This window comes from Stenotrophomonas sp. PAMC25021, assembly GCF_004795795.1.
GTDB lineage: Bacteria > Pseudomonadota > Gammaproteobacteria > Xanthomonadales > Xanthomonadaceae > Stenotrophomonas > Stenotrophomonas muris.
In genome coordinates this window covers 3,397,804-3,420,253 of sequence record NZ_CP039255.1, presented here as the reverse complement: position 1 = coordinate 3,420,253, position 22,450 = coordinate 3,397,804, and the positions used below count along the sequence as shown (strand labels likewise).

Annotated in this window: 17 protein-coding genes and 1 tRNA gene; 5 read left to right on the top strand and 13 right to left on the bottom strand. The window is 68.2% G+C overall.

Annotation, left to right across the window (positions count from 1 at the left end):
• Window positions 1-27: 27 nt before the first annotated feature.
• Window positions 28-615, top strand: coding sequence for a ribosome biogenesis factor YjgA (gene yjgA, locus E5790_RS15825; protein ID WP_014647935.1), 588 nt, complete (start codon window positions 28-30; stop codon window positions 613-615).
• Window positions 616-656: 41 nt separating this feature from the next.
• On the opposite strand, the gene tldD is transcribed toward yjgA, so the two are convergent.
• Genes tldD through E5790_RS15805 form a run of 4 tightly spaced genes read right to left on the bottom strand, consistent with a single transcriptional unit; the run spans window position 657 to window position 8,137 of the window.
• A complete protein-coding gene (gene tldD / locus E5790_RS15820) occupies window positions 657-2,102 on the bottom strand; it encodes a metalloprotease TldD (RefSeq protein ID WP_014647936.1) in 1,446 nt (481 codons plus the stop codon).
• Between the two features lie 58 nt (window positions 2,103-2,160).
• Entirely contained in the window at window positions 2,161-6,018 is a 3,858-nt protein-coding gene (locus E5790_RS15815; protein WP_049442356.1) for a YhdP family protein, read from the bottom strand.
• Between the two features lie 30 nt (window positions 6,019-6,048).
• Window positions 6,049-7,536 (bottom strand): ribonuclease G, encoded by a 1,488-nt coding sequence (rng, locus tag E5790_RS15810; protein WP_005418079.1) that lies wholly within the window; start codon window positions 7,534-7,536, stop codon window positions 6,049-6,051.
• Window positions 7,529-8,137, bottom strand: a complete 609-nt coding sequence (locus E5790_RS15805) for a Maf family nucleotide pyrophosphatase (RefSeq protein ID WP_032961948.1) — start codon at window positions 8,135-8,137, stop codon at window positions 7,529-7,531. The genes rng and E5790_RS15805 overlap by 8 nt, the downstream gene beginning before the upstream one ends.
• 129 nt (window positions 8,138-8,266) lie before the next feature.
• Here E5790_RS15805 and E5790_RS15800 point away from each other — a divergent pair, with 129 nt between their 5' ends.
• The 4 genes from E5790_RS15800 to E5790_RS15785 all read left to right on the top strand — a co-directional run bounded on the left by E5790_RS15800 (window position 8,267) and on the right by E5790_RS15785 (window position 14,456).
• A complete protein-coding gene (locus E5790_RS15800) occupies window positions 8,267-9,004 on the top strand; it encodes an SIMPL domain-containing protein (RefSeq protein WP_049442355.1) in 738 nt (245 codons plus the stop codon).
• Between the two features lie 219 nt (window positions 9,005-9,223).
• Window positions 9,224-9,874 (top strand): energy transducer TonB, encoded by a 651-nt coding sequence (locus E5790_RS15795; protein WP_100450431.1) that lies wholly within the window; start codon window positions 9,224-9,226, stop codon window positions 9,872-9,874.
• Between the two features lie 197 nt (window positions 9,875-10,071).
• Complete coding sequence (locus E5790_RS15790) at window positions 10,072-12,867, top strand: TonB-dependent receptor (protein WP_014647941.1); 2,796 nt, start codon at window positions 10,072-10,074, stop codon at window positions 12,865-12,867.
• A 167-nt stretch (window positions 12,868-13,034) separates the two neighbouring features.
• Window positions 13,035-14,456: a basic amino acid/polyamine antiporter gene (locus tag E5790_RS15785; RefSeq protein WP_032961961.1), complete on the top strand. Its 1,422-nt coding sequence runs from the start codon at window positions 13,035-13,037 to the stop codon at window positions 14,454-14,456.
• 49 nt (window positions 14,457-14,505) lie between these two features.
• Here the strand turns inward: E5790_RS15785 and E5790_RS15780 are convergent, their stop codons facing one another.
• From E5790_RS15780 to E5790_RS15740, 9 genes are all read right to left on the bottom strand, one after another.
• On the bottom strand, window positions 14,506-15,546 hold the full coding sequence (locus E5790_RS15780) for an alpha/beta hydrolase (RefSeq protein ID WP_136191775.1): 1,041 nt from the start codon (window positions 15,544-15,546) through the stop codon (window positions 14,506-14,508).
• Between the two features lie 2 nt (window positions 15,547-15,548).
• Window positions 15,549-15,625 (bottom strand) — tRNA-Asn (locus E5790_RS15775).
• 22 nt (window positions 15,626-15,647) lie between these two features.
• Window positions 15,648-16,118 (bottom strand): 23S rRNA (pseudouridine(1915)-N(3))-methyltransferase RlmH, encoded by a 471-nt coding sequence (rlmH, locus tag E5790_RS15770; protein WP_014647944.1) that lies wholly within the window; start codon window positions 16,116-16,118, stop codon window positions 15,648-15,650.
• Between the two features lie 66 nt (window positions 16,119-16,184).
• Window positions 16,185-16,595 (bottom strand): ribosome silencing factor, encoded by a 411-nt coding sequence (rsfS, locus tag E5790_RS15765; protein WP_005418109.1) that lies wholly within the window; start codon window positions 16,593-16,595, stop codon window positions 16,185-16,187.
• A 58-nt stretch (window positions 16,596-16,653) separates the two neighbouring features.
• Window positions 16,654-17,319, bottom strand: a complete 666-nt coding sequence (nadD, locus tag E5790_RS15760) for a nicotinate-nucleotide adenylyltransferase (protein ID WP_014647945.1) — start codon at window positions 17,317-17,319, stop codon at window positions 16,654-16,656.
• 3 nt (window positions 17,320-17,322) lie between these two features.
• Window positions 17,323-18,360: a DNA polymerase III subunit delta gene (gene holA, locus E5790_RS15755; RefSeq protein WP_032961944.1), complete on the bottom strand. Its 1,038-nt coding sequence runs from the start codon at window positions 18,358-18,360 to the stop codon at window positions 17,323-17,325.
• Between the two features lie 12 nt (window positions 18,361-18,372).
• Window positions 18,373-18,948 carry an LPS assembly lipoprotein LptE gene (lptE, locus tag E5790_RS15750; protein WP_041863673.1) on the bottom strand — a complete coding sequence of 192 codons (576 nt, stop codon included), beginning with the start codon at window positions 18,946-18,948 and terminating at the stop codon, window positions 18,373-18,375.
• A gap of 137 nt (window positions 18,949-19,085) precedes the next feature.
• A complete protein-coding gene (leuS, locus tag E5790_RS15745; protein ID WP_046431889.1) occupies window positions 19,086-21,728 on the bottom strand; it encodes a leucine--tRNA ligase in 2,643 nt (880 codons plus the stop codon).
• 105 nt (window positions 21,729-21,833) lie between these two features.
• On the bottom strand, window positions 21,834-22,433 hold the full coding sequence (locus E5790_RS15740; RefSeq protein WP_075076259.1) for a DUF998 domain-containing protein: 600 nt from the start codon (window positions 22,431-22,433) through the stop codon (window positions 21,834-21,836).
• Window positions 22,434-22,450 lie beyond the last annotated feature (17 nt).

Below are 22,450 nucleotides of genomic sequence, written 5' to 3'. Positions count from 1 at the left end.
GACTTTTTTTGAGATCAGGTAGGGACGATGCGCGGACGCGACGAAGAAACCGGTGAATTCCACGACAAGAGCCGCAGCCAGAACCGGCGCGACGCGCTCGACGTCCTGGCCCTGGGCGAGAAGCTGGTGTCGTTGACCCCGGCCCAGCTGGCGCGCCTGCCGATCCCGGAAGACCTGCTGCCGCATATCGCCGAGTGCAAGCGCATCACCGCCCACATCGCCCACAAGCGCCAGCTGGCGTTCCTGGCCAAGCACATGCGCCGCGAGGACGAGGCAACGCTGGACGCGATCCGCGATGCGCTGGACGCCAACAGCGAGACTGGCCGCCGCGAAGTGGCGATGATGCACCGCGTGGAAGACTGGCGCGACCGCCTGTTGGCCGACGGTGACAAGGCGCTGGCCGCCCTGCTTGACGACTACCCGCAGGCCGACCGCCAGCAGCTGCGCACCCTGGTACGCAACGCGCAGGCCGAAAAGGCGAAGAACAAGCCGCCGCGCGCCTACCGCGAGATCTTCCAGGTGCTGCGTACGCTGATGCTGCCGGCGGCGCTGGGCTTGAAGACGGCGGGCGACGAACACGCCGGCGATCCGGTCGACGAGGCCGACGAGGACTGAGTCCGCGCCGGCCCGGGCGGTGGCCGCGGCCATCGCCACGCTCAGGCCTGCGTACCGCCGACGGTGATGCCCTCGATCAACAGCGAGGGCTGGCCGACACCCACGGGCACACTCTGCCCGTCCTTGCCGCAGATGCCCACGCCCTCGTCCAGGGCCAGATCGTTGCCGACCATGCGCACCTTCTGCATGGTCTCCGGGCCGTTGCCGATCAGGGTCGCGCCCTTCACCGGGGTGGTGATGCGGCCATCCTCGATCAGGTAGGCCTCGGTGGCCGAGAACACGTACTTGCCGCTGGTGATGTCGACCTGGCCACCGCCGAAGTTCACCGCGTACAGGCCCTTCTTCACCGAACGGATCATCTCCTGCGGGTCGTGCTCGCCGGCGCGCATGTAGGTGTTGGTCATGCGTGGCATGGTCAGGTGCGCGAACGATTCGCGGCGCCCGTTGCCGGTCGGGGCCATGCCCATCAGCCGCGCGTTGAGGCTGTCCTGCATGTAGCCGACCAGGATGCCGTCCTCGATCAGCGGGGTGCACTGGCTCGGGTGGCCTTCGTCGTCGATGTTCAACGAACCGCGGCGACCGTCGAGGGTGCCGTCGTCGACGATGGTCACCCCCGGTGCGGCGACGCGCTCGCCGATGCGGCCGGCGTAGACGCTGGTGCCCTTGCGGTTGAAGTCGCCTTCCAGGCCGTGGCCGACCGCTTCGTGCAGCAACACGCCCGGCCAACCCGGGCCGAGCACCACCGGCATCATGCCGGCCGGCGCCGGCACCGCGTCCAGGTTCACCAGCGCCTGGCGCAGCGCTTCCTGGGCCAGGGCTTCGGGGCGGCCGCTGGCGAACAGCGCTTCGTAGCCATAACGGCCACCACCACCGGCGTAGCCGGACTCGCGACGGCCGTTGTGTTCGACGATGACCTGCACGTTCAGGCGTACCAGCGGGCGCACGTCGGCCGCCAGCACGCCGTCGCTGCGGGCGATCAGCACCGTATCGACGCCGCCGGACAGGCTCACCATCACCTGCTTCACGCGCGGGTCGGCGGCACGCAGGTAGCCATCCAGGCGCTTGAGCACCTCGACCTTGGCCTCGTTGCCGATGCCGTCGATCGGGTCCAGCGCCGGGTACAGCGCGCGCGCATTGCCGCGCAGCAGCGAACGTCCGGTCTGCGCACCGCCCTCGCGCGAGATCGCGCGCGCCGACTGCGCCGCCGCCAGCAGCGCATCGGCATGGATGTCATCGGAGTAGGCGAAGCCGGTCTTCTCGCCGGAAATCGCCCGCACGCCCACGCCCTGCTCGATGGAATGGGCGCCGTCCTTGACGATGCCGTCTTCCACGCTCCAGCTCTCGCGGCGGGCGTGCTGGAAATAAAGGTCGCCGAAGTCGACACCAGGGCCGAGCAGCTGCCCGAAGGTGCGCTCCAGGCCGGCGGTATCCAGGCCGCCGGGGCGCAGCAGGCGGTCTTGGGCAAGCGTCAGGGCGATATCAGTCATGGTTTCGATCTGGGGGTGCGGGGGCGCTCAGGCAAGCCCCGTGAACAGGAAGCCGTGCTCAGCGCGAGCGCGGCAGGTCGGTGACGGTCGGCGGAATGGCCGGTGCAGGTGCCGGCACGGGCGGTGATGGGGTCTTGTCGCGGCTGCGCTCGATCACTTCCACCTTCGGCTCCTTCCATGGACCGGTCACCTTGTAGGTACGGGCGCCAATCTCGCCCAGCGGCTTGGACAATACCGCATTGGTGGCCGCGCCCAGCGCCGCCCCCACCGGGCCGCCGGCCACCGCACCGACCACGGTCAGCAGGTTGCCCGCGCGCGGGTTGACGTCGATGGTCTGGTCGAACTGCTGGTTGCGCAGGTCGGCCTGGCCACGGATGGTGATGTTGGCCGCCGGGCCTTCGATCAGCACCTTGTCGGTGCGCGCCATGCCCTGACCGAACTGCATGCTGCCCTCGATCTGGTTGAACGCGAAGCCCTTGGAGAAGAAGTCGCGGAAATCGAACATCAGCCGCCGCGGCAGCTGCGCGACGCTGAGCAGGCCCAGCACGCGGCCGGCGCCCGGCTCCAGCTCCAGCAGCTGGCCATTGCGCGCATGCAGGTCGAGGCTGCCCTGCAGGTTGCCCAGCTGGAAGTCCGACGGCCCCCCGCTCCAGGCCGCCTGCAGCTGCGCCTGGCCGGAACCGCCGCGCAGCTGGCCGCCGTAATCAAGGTTCTGCATCAGCCCGCCCAGGTCCTCGCTGCGCACCTGCGCGGTCAGTTCGGTACGGGCGCCGCCCGTACGGCCGAGCCAGCGGCCGGTGATGTCGATTTCCTGGTCCGGCGCGCGGAAGCGCAACGCGTCCACGTTCAGGCCGTTGGCCAGCGGGCGCGTGCGCAGCACCGCCTGGCCCAGCACCACCTTGCCGAACTTCAGGTCGGCGATGTCCAGCGCGAACGGCGGCAGCTTGGCCGGGTCCATGTCATTGGCACCGGCCTGTACCCGCGCCGGCACGACGGCCGCACCCGGTGCCATCGGCAGTGACTGCCAGTGCACGCGGTCAAGCTGGCCGCTGATGGTGCCGCCGTCGGCGTTGGGTACGGTCAGGCGGCCGGCCAGCGACGGCCCGTCCAGGCGCACGTCCAGTGCCTGCGGGCCCGGGTGCAGCTGCAGCCGGGTCTGCTCGAACACTCCGCCGATCAGCTTGAGCTGGCCGACCTGCACGTCGACCGCGCGCAGCGGCATCGCGTCGTCGTCACTTCCACCGCGCGCCAGGCTGATCCACTCCAGCGCATCCAGGGTCGGGCTGCGGCCATTGACCGTCAGTCCGCTCGCCGGCGGCTCGCGGTCGACATGGTCGCTGCCCAGCGTGACCTGCACACCGGTCTGGTTGTTGTGGCTGCGCGCGGCCAGGGCCAGGCGCTGGCCGAACGCCACATCGATTCGGCCGGCGCCCATCGGCAGCTGCGCGGCCACCGTGGTCGCCAGCGGCTCGGCGGCCGGCTTGTCCAGCGGCGCCGGCAGGTCGAGCCGGGTGCCGACCAGGTCCGAACTCAGTCGCAGCTCGCTCGGCGGCGCAGGCGCGCCGGGCGCCACCTTGGGCAGGTTGACGCCGATGGTCCAGGCCGAATTGCCGTTGATGTAAGGCTTGAGCCAGGCCATCTCGGGAGCACGGTCGATCAGCACGCTGGCATCGAGGCGGGCGGTCAGCTGCGACTCGAAGGCGCGCGTGCTGTCATGCACGTAACCGCCGGCACGCAGGCTCAGCCGTCCTTCCTGGCCGAGGTGGCGCACCGCCAGGTCCTCGGCGCCGAAACCGCCATTGCTGTAGCGCGCCTGCCCGTGCATGTTGTCAAAGGTCAGCTGGAAGCGCTTGTCGACCAGCTTCACGCCGGCCAGATCGACCGTGCCCTGCAGGTGGCCCTCGCCCTCGTCCTGATGCAGCGGCTGCAGCAGATCGAAGGTCACATGGGCCGGACCACTGGCGACCAGATTGTCCAGCGTATCGCCGTAATCCTTGTGCAACGGGCTCTGGCGCAGCATCGCCAGCAGCTTGCCGGCCTCGCTCGGCGCGTCGGCACGTACGTACAACGGCTGGTGCCCGAAGTCCGGAATGCCCGCTTCGAATTTCTGTACCGCCACGCCGGCAAGATCACCCCGTCCACGCATGTCGAAGCCAGGGCCGATGAATGCGATGTCGGCGTCGACCTGGCTCATCAGCGGCCAGTCGTGCTGGAAGCGGATGTCGCCATTGGTGATGTGGCCGGTGGCCTCGAAGCGGCCATCATTGTTGTCGAACGGCCAGTCGTCCAGGTCACCGGTGACCAGGCCGACGCCATTGCGCACCTGGCCGCCAGCCAGCGCCATGTCCAGCCAGTCGGTGGCGCCCTTGCTCATCTTGGAGTGGATCCAGAAGCGCTTGGCCGCCGTCATCGGCACGTCGTCCAGCTTCGCGGCCAGCTGCAGCCACGGCCGCGTGCCGTCGCCCTGGAACCAGACCCCGCCGCGCACGTCGGCCGCGTAGTCGGTGCCTTCCACACGCATCGCCGGCGTCCCGATCCGCCAACCACCGCCCTCGTCGCGCCAGCCCACGATCTGTCCGGCCAGGTGCAGGTCATGGCGCACGCCGAAGCCGGTCGGCCAATCGAACTGCAGCTGCCGTTGCGGTTGCAGCTGCAGGCTGAAGCCGTCGGCGTCGCCTTCAAAGCGCCCGCCCAGGCCGCGCAGGCCGGGCGAGTTGCCCACGCTGGCGAAACCCAGCGACTGCAGTTCACCCTGCGCCCACAGGGGGCCATCGCGTTCGCCCGACAGCTGCAAGGCGCGCACGTCCAGCTGCGGCCTGGACAGGAACAGCCAGCGACGCAGGCCCGGCTCAAGGCGATCACTCAGGGCCAGCGCACGCAGTGCGATGCCGGCCTGCACTTCACCGGAACGGACCTGCAGCTGTTTGCCGACCTGCAGCTGCAGGCCATCGAGGCGCTGCTCGCCGTCTTCATTCTTCAGCCGCAGCTGCGGTACCTGCAGCGCCCAGCCCTCGGCCTGGCGCTGCCAGCGCAGGCGGGCCTGCAGTCGCTGCAGCTGCAGCTGCGGCGCCGCCATGCCGGGTATCGGTGCGCCATCGATACGCACGTCGCGCAGGTCCGAATCCGTGGTCAGCGCCACCGGCGCGAAATCGCGCAGGGTCAACCACAGGTTCAACTCGCCCTTGCCCTCGCGCAGGCGCACGCCGCCAGCCGCCAGCAAGGGCGCCCAGGCGTGGAAATCGACCGGGTCGGCGCCCAGCCAGGCCTCGCCGTTGCCGCGCGCACGGTCCACGTCCAGCACCGCGGTCAGCGGCAGCGCTTCGGGCTGCGCCCAGGCGCGTACGCCCACGCGCAGGCGATCGCCATTGACCCGCATGCGCAGGTCGATGCGCGGCAGCGTGGTGTCGATGCCCAACGTCGGCGCGTGCACGCCCAGGCGCCCTCCGATCACCTGCAGCTCGCCCAGCCGGCGCAACGCATCCAGCGGATCGCCGCCGTTGTCCGATTGCGGCAGCCCGCGCACCGTCCAGCGTCCGTCCTCGCCCTGCTGCAGATCCAGCGCCAGGCCACGCAGGCGCAGCTCGGTCAGCGAGCGCCCGGGCAGCAGCCCGCTGTACATCGATACCAGCACCTCGGCCTCGCCGATCGCCAGGCCCTGCCCGGCGCCGATGCGCAGGCCTTTCAGCTGCAGCAGCGGGCCACGACGGGTCCAGGCGGTCTGCAGCTGGTCGAAACGCACCGGCTGGCCGGCACGCTCGCTCAGCCAGGCGGCGATCCTGTCAGGATGACGCTCGGCCAGCGGCAGCAGCTGGCTGAGCGTGCCCACCAGCAGTGCAAGCCCGACCAGGCCCACCGCACAGGCGGCAATGAAATGACGGCGGATCCTTCGCAGTCGCAGGCGCGGCGGCGCGCTCATCGGCCACCGCCGGCCTGCAGCCGGCGAGGATCAGAGCAGAACGACATCGAATTGCTCCTGCAGGTACTGCTCGTCCGCCTGGAAGCGGATGCTCTTGCCGAGGAACTCTTCCAGCTCGGCCACCGCCGAGGATTCCTCATCGGTAATGCGCGCGACCACCTTGGTCGAGGCGATCACCAGCAGGCGCGCAGCATCGAACTGGCGCACGGCACGGGTGATCTCGCGGAAGATCTCATAGGTCACCGTCTCGGTGGTCTTGATGCTGCCGCGGCCGCTGCACTGCGGGCAGGTCTCCGACAGCTGGCGCTCCAGGCTTTCCACCGTACGCTTGCGGGTCATCTCCACCAGGCCCAGCGGCGAGAAATCATAGACCGTGGTCTTGGCATGGTCGCGGGCCAGCGCCTTTTCCAGCGTGCGCAGCACCTGGCGACGATGCTCCGCATCATCCATGTCGATGAAGTCGATGATGATGATGCCGCCCAGGTTGCGCAGCCGCAGCTGCCGCGCCACCGCCTGCGCCGCTTCCAGGTTGGTGCGGAACACCGTTTCTTCCAGGTTGCGCTGGCCGAGGAACGAGCCGGTGTTGACGTCGATGGTGGTCATCGCCTCGGTCTGGTCGATCACCAGGTAGCCACCGGATTTCAGCGGCACCTGCTTGTCCAGCGCGCGGCCGATCTCGTCCTCCACGCCGAACATGTCGAAGATCGGGCGGTCACCGGAGTACAGCTCCAGCTTCTCGGCCAGCACCGGCATGTACTTGGCGACGAAGGCCTGCAGTTGGCCGAAGGTCTCCTTCGAGTCCACCTTCACCTTGTCCACGTCCTTGCGGATCAGGTCGCGCACCGACCGCAGCGGCAGGCTCAGGTCTTCATAGATGATGCTGCACGACGGCGCTTCGCGGCCGCGGCGCTCGACCACGTTCCACACGCGCGACAGGTAGGCGATGTCCTCGGCGATGGCCTCGGCCGGCTGGCCTTCGGCGTTGGTGCGCACGATGTAGCCGTAGCCGCCGTGCTGCGCCGACAACTCGGTCACCAGCGCCTTCAGGCGGGCGCGCTCGGTTTCATCCTCGATGCGCGCGGACACCCCCACCACCTTGGACTGCGGCAGCAGCACCATGTAGCGCGAGGGAATGCTGATCTGCGTGGTCAGGCGTGCACCCTTGGTGCCGATCGGGTCCTTCACCACCTGCACCACGATGTCCTGGCCGTCACGCAGCAGCTCGACGATCGGCACGCTGGCCGGCGGCGGCAGGGTCGTGTTCTCGGTGTCGGCACTGGCCACCGGGGCCGGGCGCACCACGTCGTTGGCGTGCAGGAACGCGGCGCGCTCCAGGCCGACCTCGACGAACGCGGCCTGCATGCCGGGCATGACCCGCTGCACCTTGCCCTTGTAGATGTTGCCGACCACACCCCGGCGCCAGCCGCGCTCGATGTGCAGTTCCTGCAGCATGCCGTTCTCGATCACCGCGACCCGGGTTTCGCGGGGGGTCACATTGACCAGGATTTCCTCAGACATCGGCAGCCTCCCTGGCGGCATCGGCAGTGGGGGCCGGCACGCCACAGCGCGCCAGCAGACGATCGGTATGCAGCAATGGCAGCCCCATGACGCCGGAGTAGCTGCCGGAAAGATGTTCGATCCAGCGCTCGGCCCCGCCCTGGATGGCGTAGGCCCCGGCCTTGTCCAACGGCTCGCCGGTGGCGACATAGGCGGCGATGTCGGCGGCGGCGATCGGGGCGAAGGTCACTTCGGAAATGACCAGTTCGCTGTCCAGCCCGTCGGCGCCGACCACCACCACCGCAGTCATCACCTGGTGGGTGCGCCCGGCCAGGCGCGCCAGCATCGCGCGCGCGCCGGCGGCGTCGGCCGGCTTGCCGAACACTTCACCGTCCAGCACCACCTCGGTGTCCGAGCCGAGCACCCGCGCCTGCGGGTCTTCGGCCAGCACCCGGGCCAGCCCGGCGCGCGCCTTGTCGGCGGCGACCCGGCACACATACTGTTCGGCACTCTCGGTCGCGGCGCGCTGCTCGACGACCTCCAGGTCCAGGGCCTGGAAGGGGCGTCCGAGTCGGGCCAGCAACTGGTTGCGTCGGGGGGAGCGGGAAGCAAGATAGAGCATCGGCACAGCATAACCTGAGCCCGTCACCTGAATCGTCGGCAACCCGTTACGGAACGCGTACAACCCCTTACAGGCTCACAGCGCGTTCATCGCTACGACACCACCCTCACCGCACAACAAGGAGATCCCATGCGCCTGACCGCCACCCCGCTGCTGCTCGCCCTGTCCCTCGCCCTTGGAACCTCGATGACTGCCCATGCTGCTCCGTCGTCGCCGTCGATCGCCGCCGCGGCCGAAGGCACCCTGCTGAACATTTCGGCCAACGCCGAGGCCACCCGCGTGCCGGACGTCGCCACCCTGTCGGCCGGCGTGGTCACCCAGGCCGCCGACGGCAACAGCGCCATGCGCCAGAACGCCCAGCAGATGGACAAGGTGCTGGCCGCGATCAAGGCCGCCGGCATCGCCGAGCGCGACGTGCAGACCAGCGGCGTCAGCCTCAACCCGCAGTACCGCTATGCCGACAACGAGGCGCCGAAGATCACCGGCTACCAGGCCAGCAACACGGTCAGCCTGAAGGTCCGTGACATCGCCAAGCTCGGCAAGGTGCTCGATGCGCTGGCCGCTCAGGGCGCCAACCAGATCAACGGCCCCAGCTTCGAGATCGACCAGCCGGAACCGGTCTATGACGAAGCCCGCCTGGCCGCGCTGAAGAAGGCCCAGGCCCGCGCCCAGACCTATGCCAAGTCGCTGGGCCTGCAGGTGCGCCGCATCGTCAGCATCTCCGAGAACAGCAGCGGCGGTTTCCGCCCGATGCAGATGATGCGCACCATGGCGGCCGGTGCGGCGATGGACAAGGCCACCCCGGTCGCACCGGGCGAATCGACCGTCTCGGTCAACCTGGACGTGGTGTTCGAACTGGGCCGCTGATCGCGTCCGCCGCGGTCGACGACACAGGCGGGTCCCGCAGGGGGCCCGCCTTTTTCGTGCCCTCCGCCGACACTGGCTGAAGGCCAGCCCAACGATCATGCCCCTGCCTCTAGGCAGTAGCCGTCGTGCCGCGCTACTGATGGACTGCCAGCCGCGTGCGGCAACCCCGCCACGGGCCCTGGTGCGTTGAGGACTTCGTCACTGGCATGGAGGTGGATCATGGTTCGTACGTACCCCGTTGCATCCCTGCATTTCGACCCCGCCCGGGTGGCCGCCTGGAGCGCGGCGATCGCCCTGCACCTGCTGGCCTTCCTGTTGCTGCTCATCCCTGCGACCTACCAGGCCGTGCAGGTCCCGCGTGAAAAGACGCCGGTCCGGCTGATCGAGAAGATCCCGCCACCGCCAACGCCGCCGGTTCCGGTCCCGCCCAGGGAGATCGTCCAGGTGGTGCCGAAACCGCGAACGCAGCCGGTGGTACCGCCACTGCCGGCGCCCACCGCGACCGTGGAGGAGACCCAGGGCATCGCGCTGCCGGCCGCCGAACCGGCTCCGCCGCAGCTGGCGCCCAGCATCGACACGTCCACCCCTCTGGCCGGCGCCCAGCTGCAGTACCGCAGCGCCCCGCCGCCGACCTACCCCATCCAGTCCCTGCGCAACCACGAACAGGGAACAGTGCTGTTGCGGGTGGAAGTGGACAGCCATGGCCAACCGGTCGCGGTCAGCGTCGAGCGCAGCAGCGGCTCGCGCAACCTGGACCAGGCCGCCCGCCAGCAGGTGCTCCGGCACTGGCGCTTCGAGCCTGCCCAGCGTGACGGCGTGGCAGTTCCGGCCATCGGCCTGGTACCGGTACAGTTCTCGCTGCCCGACTGAGCCCCACCACCGGCCCGGCCTCGCGCCGGGCCGGTCCCTGCCGCTGCCCGGGAAATGCGGACAGGCCAGGGACCAAGCGTTACCGATTAAGCAAAATTTCACGACTTCGTCACCTGCAGGAAACCTAGATTGGCGCGTCCCGGTATCGATCCGGCGACAGCCCTCAACGCTACGGTTTTCCAGTTAGGAGAGAAGCTGTGAAACACCCGATCCAACGGCCCGCCAGCCGCCGCCGCAGCACCCTGGCATCGTCCATCACCCACATCCTCACCGGCGGCGCCCTGCTGCTGGCCGGCGCCGTCGCTTCCTCCTCCGCCTTCGCGCAGGAAAAGGCCACCAACCTCGACCGCATCACGGTCACCGGCTCCAACATCCCGCGCACCAACACCGAGACACCGTCGCCGGTGCAGGTGGTGACCCGCCAGGAAATCGACCGCACCGGCAAGACCTCGCTGGCCGAGTACCTGCAGACCATCACCGCCGATGGCGCCGGCTCGATTCCCAAGACCTTCGGCAACGGTTTCGCCGGCGGTGGTGCCGGCATTTCGCTGCGCGGCCTGGGCGCCGGCTCGACGCTGGTACTGTTGAACGGCCGCCGCATGGCCACCTATGGCCTGGCCGATGACGGACAGAAGGTCTTCACCGACCTCAGCACCATTCCGCTCGATGCCGTCGAGCGCGTGGAAGTCCTGAAGGACGGCGCTTCGGCGATCTACGGCTCCGATGCCATCGCCGGCGTGGTCAACATCATCCTGCGCAGCGACTTCCAGGGCGCCATCCTGCGTGGCTCCTACGGCCTGTCCGGTGACAGCGATGGCGACGCCCGGAAGGCAACCCTGACCGCCGGTACCGGCGACCTGGCCACCGATGGCTGGAACGCCTTCTTCAGCCTGGACGTTGGCAAGACCGACGCGATCAAGATCAGCGACCGCAAGAACCGCAAGTGGATCGGTACCGGTGACACCCGCCCGTGGGGCTATGACAAGACCGCCCAGTTCCTCGGCGGTGCCTACACCCGTGGTGGCACCTCCGGCGGTTCCGGCCCGAACGGCTCCTACCTCGACGCCACCGGCCATCTGGTGCCGCTGCCGGGTTGCGCCGGCCTGACCACCATCGGTGGGCAGACCCCGGCCAGCATCGCCGCCGATGGCTGCCTGTGGGATCCGGCGCAGCAGTACCGCGACCTGATTCCGGAAGAGAAGTACGTCAACGTGTTCGGTCGCGCCAGCTTCGCCTTCGGTGAAGGCGGCGAGATCTACACCGAGATCGGCTACTCGAAGAAGGAAACCATCTTCAGCAACACCCCGTCCGGCGTGTCGGGCGGCTGGGGCTATCCGGGCGGCCCGGTCAATGCCAACAGTGGCCCCGGTGCCACCGTGCTGGGCCCGAACCATCCCGACAACCCGACCCCGGGCACGGCGCGCCGCGTGCGTTACTCGGCCTGGGATGTCGGCCCGCGCGTGACCGACAACACCAATGAGTTCAACCGCTTTCTGGTCGGCATCAAGGGCAACTGGGGCGACTGGAGCTACGACACCGCCTACCTGCACTCGGGCACCGACCTGACCAACAAGCGCACCGGCTTCCTGCGCTACAGCGCCGTCCAGTGTGCACTGGGCAATGCCAACTGCGCCGGTGGCGTGTGGCGTATCGGTGATGATGCCGGCAAGAACTCGCAGGCGCTGTACGACTACATCTCGCCCACGATCAGCGCCCGCGCCAAGTCCAGCCTGGACATGTTCGACTTCACCGTCTCGCGCAGCCTGATGGACCTGAAGGGTGGTCCGCTGGGCCTGGCGATCGGTACCGAGTGGCGCAAGACCAGCAACAGCCTGACCCCGCAGACCTACACCGACCAGGGCGACATCATCGGCCTGGGCTACTCGGCCTATGACGGCACCCAGAACGTCTACGCCGGCTACGTCGAACTGTCGGCACCGGTGCTGGAACAGCTGGAACTGTCCGGCGCCCTGCGTTACGACAAGTACGAAAGCGGCGAAGGCAAGGCTACGCCGAAGCTGGGCGTGAAGTGGACCCCGGCCGACTGGATCGCCCTGCGCGCCAGCTACGCCGAAGGTTTCCGCGCGCCGAACCCGGCCGAGAACGGTGACGGTGGCCTGGCCGCCTTCTCCACTGCGGTCGACCCGGTGCGTTGCCAGATCAGCGGCGGCGCTGCCAGCGAATGTGGCGCCAATTCGGTGGCGATCATCACCAAGCCGAACAAGCTGCTGAAGCCGGAAGAGTCCAAGAGCTACTCGGTCGGCATCGTGCTGCAGCCGACTTCGACCACCTCGATGACCGTCGATGCCTGGCAGATCAAGCGTACCAACGAGATCGTGCAGGGCAGCACGGCGGCGGCGATCCTGGCCGGCAACGTGCTGCGCGACAGCAACAATCTCAATGGCGTGGCCAACAGCGGCACCATCCTGGCGGTCAACACCGGCTACGTGAATGCCAGCTCGTCGCGCGTGCGCGGTATCGATACCGATATCCGCCAGACCTTCGAGATCGGCCCGGGCCAGCTGGAGCTGGACCTGCAGTGGAGCCACATCCTGAAGTTCGAGCGCACCGAAGGCGGCGACACGGTTGATTACGTGGGTACCCACGGCAACTGCGACGTCACTAACTGCATCGGTACGCCGAAGGACAAGGTCAACTTCGGCACCACCTGGAAGCAGGGCCCGTGGAGCGTCAGCGGCATCGTCAACTACATCAGCAAGATGGACAACATCGACAGCCGTGGTGGCAGCTACCTGGCCTTCTACGCTGACGGTACGCCGGTGAAGAAGATCTCTTCGTTCACCACGATGGACCTGTCCGGTCGCTGGAGCATCAACGACTCGTTCGAACTCAACGCCTCGGTGGCCAACGTGTTCGACCGCATCGCCCCGCTCGATCCGACCACCTACGGCGCGGTGAACTACAACCCGATGCACTTCTCCGGTGCGCTGGGCCGTTACTACACCGTCGGCTTCAAGTACACGTTCAAGTAAGACCGGTTGCAGCGTCACCTTCGAAGGCCCGGGCCGTTGCCCGGGCCTTCGTCGTTTTCACGCGGGCCGGTTCCTGCAGGCTGGCGCTTGCCCGCTGGCTCTTGCGGACATGTTCACGAGGACATGGCTACCGTATGCTCGCGGCATTCGCGCCGCAGGGGATCTCCATGGCCGCGACATCGCAACGGCTGGGCCTGCCCGCGTTGACTGCACTGGTAGTCGGCTCGATGGTCGGCGCCGGCATCTTTTCACTGCCGCAGAACGTCGCGCGCAGCGCCGGCCCGGCCGCCGCCTTGATCGGCTGGGCGGTCAGTGGCGCCGGCATGCTGATGCTGGCCTTCGTGTTCCAGGCCCTGGCCAATCGTCGCCCCGACCTGGATACCGGCATCTACGCCTATGCGCGCGAAGGCTTCGGCAACTACATCGGCTTCTCCGCGGCGTGGGGCTACTGGGTGGCGTCGGTGCTCGGCAACGCCAGCTTCTTCGTACTGATCTTCAGTGGCCTCGGCCACTTCGTGCCGGTCTTCGGTGAAGGCAATACACCCGCCGCCGTAGCCGCTTCATCACTGCTGCTGTGGACCGTGCACCTGCTGGTGCTGCGCGGCCTGCGCACGGCCGCCATCGTCAACGGCCTGGTGACGGTGGCCAAGCTGCTGCCCATCGCGTTGTTCCTGATCCTGGCGGCGGGCGCGTTCCGCATGGACGTGTTCCGCGCCGATTTCCTCGGTACGCCCGCACTCGGCGACCTCGGCCAGCAGCTGCGCGGCATGATGCTGGTGACCGTGTGGGTGTTCATCGGCATCGAAGGGGCCAGCATCTATTCGCGACGTGCCGCGCGCCGTGCCGACGTCGGCCGTGCCACGGTGATCGGTTTCCTCGGGGTCTGGCTGCTGCTGGTACTGGTCAGCCTGCTGTCGATGGGCGTGCTGTCGCAGGCCGAACTGGCCGGGCTGCCCAATCCGTCGATGGCCTACGTGCTGCGCGCCATCGTCGGCGAATGGGGCGCGACGGTGATCATCATCGGTTCGATCGTCTCCGTACTCGGCGCATTGCTGGCCTGGGTGCTGCTGTGCGCCGAAGTGCTGTATGCCGCCGCCGGTGACGGCACCATGCCGGCCTTCCTCGGCCGCGAGAACGCGCGTGGCGTGCCGGCCAATGCACTGTGGTTGAGCAATGGCCTGATCCAGTTGTTCCTGCTGATGGTGCTGGTCAGTTCGGGCAGCTACACCGGGCTGGTGCTGCTCGCTGCGTCGATGAGCCTGGTGCCCTACTTCCTGTCCACCGCGTTCGGCGTGCAGCTGGCCTGGCGCGGGCAGGCCTACACCGGCGAACCAGGCGTGCGCTGGCGCGATTTCGGGGTCGCACTGCTGGCCAGCGCCTATGCGCTGTGGCTGGTGTATGCCGGCGGCCTGGACAACCTGCTGCTGTCGGTACTGCTGTACGTGCCCGGCGTGGTGTTGTTCGCTTTGACCCGGCGCCAGCGCGGCGAGCGGGTATTCACGCGCTGGGAGTGGGTACTGTTCGGCGCGATCCTGGCGGTGGCGATCGCCACGCTGGTGGCCTTCTGCAGAGGTGAGCTGGCACTGTAGAGCCGAGCCCGCGCTCGGCTTCACACAGGCAGCCGAGCATGGCTCGGCTCTACAACTGGCGATCCGCCAGCATGCCGATATCCTGCATCCAGCGCTCGGCCAGCTGCGGCCACGCCGCGACCGGTGCATCCTTCATGCGCAGCCCGAATGCGTGGCCGCCGCGTGCAAACAGATGCATTTCCACCGGCGCGCCCGCGTCCGCCAAGGCACGGTAATAGGCCAGCGATTCGCGCACGTCATCGGTGCGATCGTCGGTGGCCTGCGCGATGAACGTCGGCGGCACCTTGTCATCCACGGTGATGTCCCTGACCAGCGACAATCCCTTCCCGTGCCCTGCCCACAGGTGCCCGGAATACATCACCATCGCGAAATCGGGACGGCTGGGTTGCTTATCCGCAGCATCGACCGGCGCGTAGCTGCGCAGCGCGTGCGTGCTCAGTCCCGCCACCACGTGACCACCGGCGGAAAAGCCGATCGCCCCGATCCGCTTGGGATTGATTGACCAGCGCTCGGCCTGTGCGCGCAGCAGGCCCATTGCACGCTGTGCATCCTGCAGGGCCATCGGCACTTTCGGAATGTCGCGGCAGTTGCACTCGGGGTCCCAGTTCGGGCCAGAGGCTGGCACCCGGTACTTCAGCAATGCACAGGTGATGCCCTGTGCGGTCAGCCAGCCGCAGATCTCGCTGCCTTCCAGGTCCATCGCCAGCACCCGATAGCCTCCGCCAGGCACCACCATCACTGCGGTGCCGGTGGCCGGTCCCTTCGGTGGAAACACGGTGAGGGTCGGCGCAGCGACGTTCTGCAGCATCATCCAGTGTTCGCCACTGGCTTCGGAGATCACTTCGCTGACCTGCTCGGGCCCCTTCAACTTCGGCGGCGCGATCACCGTGCCCTGCGGCCACAACGGAAGCTCGGTGGTGCCCTGTGGCGGATGCCAGGTGGAAGGCGCGGCCTTCGTTGTGGCGAACGGCACCATCGCCAGCAGCAGGAAGCTCGAGGACAGCAGCACGCGCATGATCGGCATCCATGGTTGCAGCAGCAGAGTGTAGCGACAAAAAAAAACCTGCATCTTGCGATGCAGGTTTCTCAAGGTGGCGCCCGAAGTTGGACTCGAACCAACGACCCCCTGATTAACAGTCAAGTGCTCTAACCGGCTGAGCTATTCGGGCAGACGACTAGTATAACCACTCTTCACGCGCGATGGTAGGGGTGATTGGCAATCATTGCGGCGGCCCGATACAGCTGCTCGGCCACCACCAGGCGCACCAGCATGTGCGGCAGCGTCAGCGGTCCGATCGACCACTTCTCATCGGCCAGCGCGGACACCTCCGGCGAATGCCCTTCCGGGCCACCAATCAGGAACGCCAGGTCGCGGCCCTGCCCGCGCCAATGCTCCAGGCGCTGTGCCAGCTGTTCGGAACTCAGCTGTCGTCCTGGCACATCCAGTGCCACCACATAGGCGTTCTTCGGCAGCGCAGCGATGACCCGCTTGCCTTCCTCTTCAGTGGCGCGGCGCGGATCACGTCCCTTGCCGCGCAAGCCGGGCTCGATTTCCACCAGCTCGAACGGCAGCCAGTGCGACAGCCGCTTCTGGTACTCGGCGAAGCCCTGCGCGACCCAGCTGGGCGCGCGTTCACCGGTGGCGATCAGGCGGGCTTTCATCTACACGGTCCTCCAAAACGTCGACGGCGCCATCGGCGCCGTCGAAGGGATGCATCAACGTGCGGCTCAGGCCACTTCGTCGTCGCTGGACGGCGGCTGGTCGCCAACGGTCCACAGGCGCTCGAGGGCGTAGAACTCACGCACGCGCGGCAGCATCACATGGACGATCACGTCGCCCAGATCGACCAGCACCCACTCGGCTTCGCGCTCGCCTTCAACACCCAGCGGCATCACGTCGATGTTCTTGGCGAAGCGCACGACTTCATCGGCGATCGACTTGACGTGGCGGGTCGAGGTGCCCGAAACGACGATCATGTAGTCGGCAACGCTGGACCGGCCGCGCACGTCGATCTCGACCAGGTCCTTGGCCTTCAGGTCTTCGGTGGCTTGGCGGACGCTGGCCAGCAGTTCCGGCACGGACGGCGGCGGGCTGGGCAGATCGACCTTGATGGTCTGGGGCTGGGTCTGGTTGCTCAAAATGGATCGACTCGATAAACGTGGGGGCGATTATACGGGGATGGCACGGCGGCGCCATTCACGCTGTGGCCGGGCGGTACAGCCCGTGTGCAGCGACGTAGTCCGCGACAGCCGGCGGCAGCAGGGCGCGCCAGGGGCCACCGGCGGCGATCTGCGAGCGCACGGCGCTGGCCGATTCCTCGCGCAGCGGGTGGTGCAGGCGCAGGATGCGTCCGGCCGGGCTGGCGAACAGGGCCTGTTCGTTGTCGGCCCAGCGCCCCTGCAGGGCACGCCCCAGTTCACCGTCGATCGACGCCTGCAGCGGGCTGCCCGGCCGCTCGGCCACCACGAAGTGGGCCAGCCCGAACAGGGCCTCCCATTCGTGCCAGCCGGACAGGCCCAGCAGGCTGTCGGCGCCCACCAGCCAGGCCAATGGCCGGCTTGGGCCCAGCTCGCCACGCAGCTCGCGCAGGGTATCGACGGTGTAGGACGGACGACCGGGATAGCGCGTGGCACGGTCCAGTTCACGACGGTCCAGCAGCAGGCCCGGTTCGTCGCCGATGGCCAGCGACAACATGGTGCAGCGCTGCTCGGCGGTAGCGCCGGGCACCGCACGGTGCGGCGGATCGCCTGCCGGCAACATGCGCACGGCCACCTGCAGTTCGTCCCGGGCGGCTCGCGCGATTGCCAGATGCCCCAGGTGCACCGGATCGAAGGTGCCCCCGTAATAGATCCGCAGGCTCATCGCTCAGGCCCGCGCCAGCAGGCGCACGGCACGCGGTTCGGCCACGGCCACCAGCAGGCGCTCCAGCGCCAGCCAGGCATCGCCGTCGGCCCTCCCCTTGGCGATGCGGTCGACCAGCCCGGCTTCGGCCACGAAGCGTTCCCAGCGCTTGCCTTCCGGGTGCCGCTGCAGCGCGCGCTTGTAGGGCGCCTGCCGTGATTCCCAGATGCCACGCGATTTCATTTCGGCGGCCAGGTTGCCGCCACGGGCCTGCACACGGGCCAGGCCGGCACCGGCCAGCAGTTCACGGATCACGATCGGCATCAGTGCGGCCACCGCTTCGCCTTCGCCGCGCAGGCCAGCCAGCATGCGCAGCACGGCCGGCGGCTGGCCGGAGAACGTCGCCTCCACCAGCCGGAACACGTCGTAGCGGGCAGCGTCAGCCACCAGCGATTCCATCCGCTCCACATCCAGCGGCTGGCCATCGGCCAACAGCGCCAGCTTGTCGATTTCCTGGGCGGCGGCCAGCAGGTTGCCCTCCACCCGCTCGGCCAGGCGTTGCACGGCGGCCGGGTCGGCACGCAGGCCCTTGCCGCGCAGGCGGCGCTCGATCCAGTCCGGCAGCTCGTGCGGCTTGATCGCCCAGGCCACCGACAGCACGCCGATGCGGCTGACCGCCTCGGCCCACTTGCCCTGATGGGCCTTGCTCCATTCATTGGCGGTGATCATCAGCACCACGTCCGGCGCCGGATTGGCGCAGAACTGGCTGATCACTTCGGCGCCGTCCTTGCCGGGCTTGCCGCTGGGCAGGCGCACCTCGACCAGGCGGCGGGCGCTGAACAGGCTGGGCGCATTGAAGCTGGCGTCGAGCTGGTTCCAGTCGAAATCCCGCCCGTCGGCGTCGAACACTTCGCGTTCGCCGATGCCGGAGGCGCGCGCGCGCGCGCGGACGGCATCTGCCGCCTCCAGCACGCGCAGGGTTTCCGGGCCTGCGATCAGGTACACCGGCGCCAACGGGGTGTCAGCGCCCTGGCTGGCCAGCTGCTCCGGACGCAGTTCCATCGTCGCTGCCGCTCAGTGCTTGGCGTCGGCGGCCGGCACCGCACCCTCGATCGGCTTGGCCTTCGGCGCGGACAGGCTGCCGCCCTTCTCGATCTCGGCGCGGACCACGCTGTCGATACGGCGGATGATCGAGGCGGACATTTCCCGGCGCAGCTCCGTGGCCAGGATTTCGCGTTCGGTGGTGGTACCGGTGGCGTCGGTCGGCGGCGACACATAGTCGCGCGACAGTTCGATCACCTGCTGCGGCACCAGTTCGCTGCCATCCTCGCGACGGAAGATGAAGATCACCGCGTAGCGCAGGCTGTATTCCTGTGCGCGGCCCTGCGAGTCGATGGCGATCGGCAGGTCACCCCAGCGCTCGGACAGCACCTGCAGCTGGGCGTTGGGTCCCTTGCTGTCCTCATCGGCCAGCTTGGCACCGGAGGCCAGCAGGCTGCGGTTGAGCAGCTTGACCAGTTCACTGTACGGGGCGGTGGAGACCACCTTCACCGGGGCAGTGTCGGTCGGCAGCATCAGCTTGTTGCGCAGATGGAAACCGCAGCCGGCGAGGCCGAGGACAAGAACGAGGGCAAGCAGGATTCGGGTCATGGAGACAGTCTGGCGGAGCCGGGCGATCACGGCAACACACAGCGTGCCCGAAGCCGCGTGAATGCAGGGCCATCAGGCGCCCGGCCCTGCTCATGAAATGGCACCGGCCACCGCGCGGGTGACCGGTGCCGGGGACATCAGGCAGCGACGATGTTCACGATCTTGCCCGGGACGATGATGATCTTGCGCACCGTCAGGCCTTCCATGAACCTGGCCGCGTTGGGCTCGGCCAGGGCCAGCGCCTCGACCTGCTCGCGCGCGGCATCGGCCGCCACCTCGATGGTGCCACGCAGCTTGCCGTTGACCTGCACCGCCAGGGTCAGCGCATCGCGCACCAGCGCGCTGCTGTCGGCCTGCGGGAACGGCTGGTCTTCCAGCAGCGTCTCGCCATGACCCAGCACCTGCCACAGGGCGTGGCTGGCATGCGGGGTGATCGGGTTGAGCAGCAGCACGATCGCCTGCAGCGCTTCCTGGCGCACCGCGCGGCCCTGCTCGCTGCCATCCTCGAACTTGGCCAGCGCGTTCATCAGCTCCATCACCGCAGCGATCGCGGTATTGAAGCTGTGGCGGCGGCCATAGTCGTCACCGACCTTGCCGATGGTTTCATGGGTCTTGCGGCGCAGCGCCTTCTGGTTGGCATCCAGCGCCGCGGCATCCAGCGCCGGGGCGGCACCGTCGGCAGCGTGCTTCTGCACCTGGGCCCAGAGGCGGCGCAGGAAGCGGGCCATGCCGTCCACGCCGGCTTCGTTCCACTCCAGCGACTGTTCCGGCGGTGCGGCGAACATCGAGAACAGGCGCACGGTATCGGCGCCGTACTTGCCGACCATCGCCTGCGGGTCCACGCCGTTGTTCTTCGACTTGGACATCTTCTCGGTACCACCGACCACCACCGGCTGGCCGTCGGCGATCAGGGTGGCGCCGGTGATGCGGCCGCGCTCGTCGCGCTGCACTTCCACGTCGGCCGGGTTGATCCAGTCCTTCGAGCCGTCCGGGTTCGGGCGGTAATAGGTTTCAGCGATCACCATGCCCTGGCACAGCAGGTTGCGCGCCGGTTCGTTGCTGTCCACCATCCGCGCGTCGCGCAGCAGCTTGTGGTAGAAGCGGAAATACATCAGGTGCAGGATCGCGTGCTCGATGCCACCGATGTACTGGTCCACCGGCAGCCAGTAGTTGCCGCGCTTGTCGACCGCATCACGGGCACCCGGCGAGGTGTAGCGGGCGTAGTACCAGCTCGACTCCATGAAGGTGTCGAAGGTGTCGGTCTCGCGCTCGGCCGCGCCGCCGCAATCCGGGCAGGTGGTCTTGCGCCATTCCGGGTCGGTCTTGATCGGCGAGCCGGTACCGGCGAAGGCCACGTCTTCCGGCAGCACCACCGGCAGCTGCTCTTCCGGCACCGGCACCGCGCCGCACTTGGCGCAGTAGATCACCGGAATCGGGCAGCCCCAGTAGCGCTGGCGGCTCACGCCCCAGTCGCGCAGGCGGTAGTTGACGCGGCGCTGGCCCTGGGCCTTGCGCTCGAAACGTTCGGCCAAGGCTTCAAAGGCGCCCTGGAAATCCAGGCCGTCGAACTCGGCCGAGTTCACCAGCTCGAAGGCACGGCTCTTGTCGCTGTACCAGTCCTGCCAGCGGCTACCGTCCCAGTTGCGCTCCTCTTCGGTGCGCGCATCCTTCAGGGCGATGACCTGCTTGATCGGCAGGCCGTACTTGTTGGCCACTTCGTTGTCGCGCTGGTCATGGCCCGGAACGGCCATCACCGCGCCGGTGCCGTAGCCCATCAGCACGAAGTTGGCGACCCACACCGGCACCGGCTCGCCGGTGACCGGATGCAGCGCGCGCAGGCCGGTGTCCATGCCGCGCTTTTCCTGGGTTTCCAGTTCAGCCTCGGACACGCCACCCTGCTTCAGGTCGGCCAGCATCGCCGCCAGCTCCGGGTTGTTCTTCGCCGCATGCAGCGCCAGCGGGTGCTCGGCGGCGATCGACACGAAGGTCACGCCCATCACCGTGTCCGGGCGGGTGGTGAACACGCGCAGCGGGTCCAGCGCGCTGCCATCGACATCGCGCACATCGAACTGGATCTCCAGGCCCTCGGAACGGCCGATCCAGTTGCGCTGCATGGTCTTGACCGATTCCGGCCAGCCGTCCAGCTCGTCCAGGCCGTCCAGCAGTTCCTGGGCGTAGTCGGTGATGCGCAGGAACCATTGCGGGATCTCGCGCTTCTCCACCAACGCACCGGAGCGCCAGCCGCGGCCGTCGATGACCTGCTCGTTGGCCAGCACGGTCTGGTCGACCGGGTCCCAGTTCACCACCGCGTTGCGGCGGTAGGCCAGGCCCTTGCGCATCAGGCGGGTGAACATGCGCTGCTCGTGGACGTAATAGTCCGGACGGCAGGTGGCGAACTCGCGCGACCAGTCGATGGCATAGCCCAGCGACTTCAGCTGGCTGCGCATGTGATCGATGTTCTTGTAGGTCCACGCCGCCGGCGCGGTCTTGTTCTTGATCGCAGCGTTTTCCGCCGGCAGGCCGAACGCGTCCCAGCCCATCGGCTGCAGCACGTTGTGGCCGGTCATGCGCTTGTAGCGGCTGATCACGTCGCCGATCGTGTAATTGCGCACGTGGCCCATGTGCAGCGCACCGGACGGGTACGGAAGCATCGACAGGCAGTAGTACTTCGGCTTGTCCGAAGTCTCGTCGACCTCGAAGGCACGGGTGGCGTCCCAGTACTGCTGGGCGGCGGATTCAACCTGCTGCGGGTCGTAGGCGTTGGTTTCAGCGCTGGTCATGGAACACGCGGATGCGGCGGCAAAGCGGTACAGCGTACCGCAGTGCGGCAAATGGCTCCAATCCTGCCTGCCGGACGCCGGCGCCGCGGCGCTCGGGGAGGCGTCTCAGCGCGGACGCGACAGCGGCAGGGCCGCCGCCAGCCAGACCAGCCAGCAGGCGAACGCGAGCCGTTGTGCCATCGGCGCCGGCAGTGTGCCCTGCAGGGCGAACGCCGCCAGTGCGGCCAGCACGCCGCAGCCCAGGGCCACTGCGCCCAAGGCCCGGCCATGCGCCTGGCGCAGATGGGACACGCCCAGCAGCACGGTGCCGGCGACGAAACCCAGTACCCAGATCATCCAGGCGCTGGCATGCAGCTGGCTGGCGGGCCCATGCAGGTCATCCACGTCCAGTGGCAGCAGCCCCATCGCGGCAAAGGCCAGACCGGCCAGCAGCAGCATCTGGCTGCCGACCCGTGGCGCCCAGCCAGCAGTGGCCGGCAGACTGCGGCGCAGGCGTTCAGCCACCGCCACCGCCAGCACGCCGGGCAGCACGAAACCCAGCAGATTGAAGGCCAGCGCATGCGGTACACCGCGCGCACCCAGCAGCGCCACCGGGTGGCGAGCCTGGGCATAGCCGTCCAGGCCGGCACCGAAGCCGGCCACGGCCAGGACGAATACGACTGCCGCAAGCAGCCCCAACCAACGATCAAGCCGGACCACGGACATTGCGCGCAATCACCTGG

What these genes read in the sequence shown, in the direction of transcription:
- rlmH (WP_014647944.1), bottom strand. Translation starts at nt 16,118, where the DNA reads ATGAAAGCCCGCCTGATCGCCACCGGTGAACGCGCGCCCAGCTGGGTC.
- E5790_RS15805 (WP_032961948.1), bottom strand. Translation starts at nt 8,137, where the DNA reads ATGCTCTATCTTGCTTCCCGCTCCCCCCGACGCAACCAGTTGCTGGCC.
- E5790_RS15740 (WP_075076259.1), bottom strand. Translation starts at nt 22,433, where the DNA reads ATGTCCGTGGTCCGGCTTGATCGTTGGTTGGGGCTGCTTGCGGCAGTC.
- E5790_RS15795 (WP_100450431.1), top strand. Translation starts at nt 9,224, where the DNA reads ATGGTTCGTACGTACCCCGTTGCATCCCTGCATTTCGACCCCGCCCGG.
- leuS (WP_046431889.1), bottom strand. Translation starts at nt 21,728, where the DNA reads ATGACCAGCGCTGAAACCAACGCCTACGACCCGCAGCAGGTTGAATCC.
- nadD (WP_014647945.1), bottom strand. Translation starts at nt 17,319, where the DNA reads ATGAGCCTGCGGATCTATTACGGGGGCACCTTCGATCCGGTGCACCTG.
- E5790_RS15785 (WP_032961961.1), top strand. Translation starts at nt 13,035, where the DNA reads ATGGCCGCGACATCGCAACGGCTGGGCCTGCCCGCGTTGACTGCACTG.
- tldD (WP_014647936.1), bottom strand. Translation starts at nt 2,102, where the DNA reads ATGACTGATATCGCCCTGACGCTTGCCCAAGACCGCCTGCTGCGCCCC.
- E5790_RS15800 (WP_049442355.1), top strand. Translation starts at nt 8,267, where the DNA reads ATGCGCCTGACCGCCACCCCGCTGCTGCTCGCCCTGTCCCTCGCCCTT.
- rng (WP_005418079.1), bottom strand. Translation starts at nt 7,536, where the DNA reads ATGTCTGAGGAAATCCTGGTCAATGTGACCCCCCGCGAAACCCGGGTC.
- holA (WP_032961944.1), bottom strand. Translation starts at nt 18,360, where the DNA reads ATGGAACTGCGTCCGGAGCAGCTGGCCAGCCAGGGCGCTGACACCCCG.
- E5790_RS15815 (WP_049442356.1), bottom strand. Translation starts at nt 6,018, where the DNA reads ATGAGCGCGCCGCCGCGCCTGCGACTGCGAAGGATCCGCCGTCATTTC.
- yjgA (WP_014647935.1), top strand. Translation starts at nt 28, where the DNA reads ATGCGCGGACGCGACGAAGAAACCGGTGAATTCCACGACAAGAGCCGC.
- lptE (WP_041863673.1), bottom strand. Translation starts at nt 18,948, where the DNA reads ATGACCCGAATCCTGCTTGCCCTCGTTCTTGTCCTCGGCCTCGCCGGC.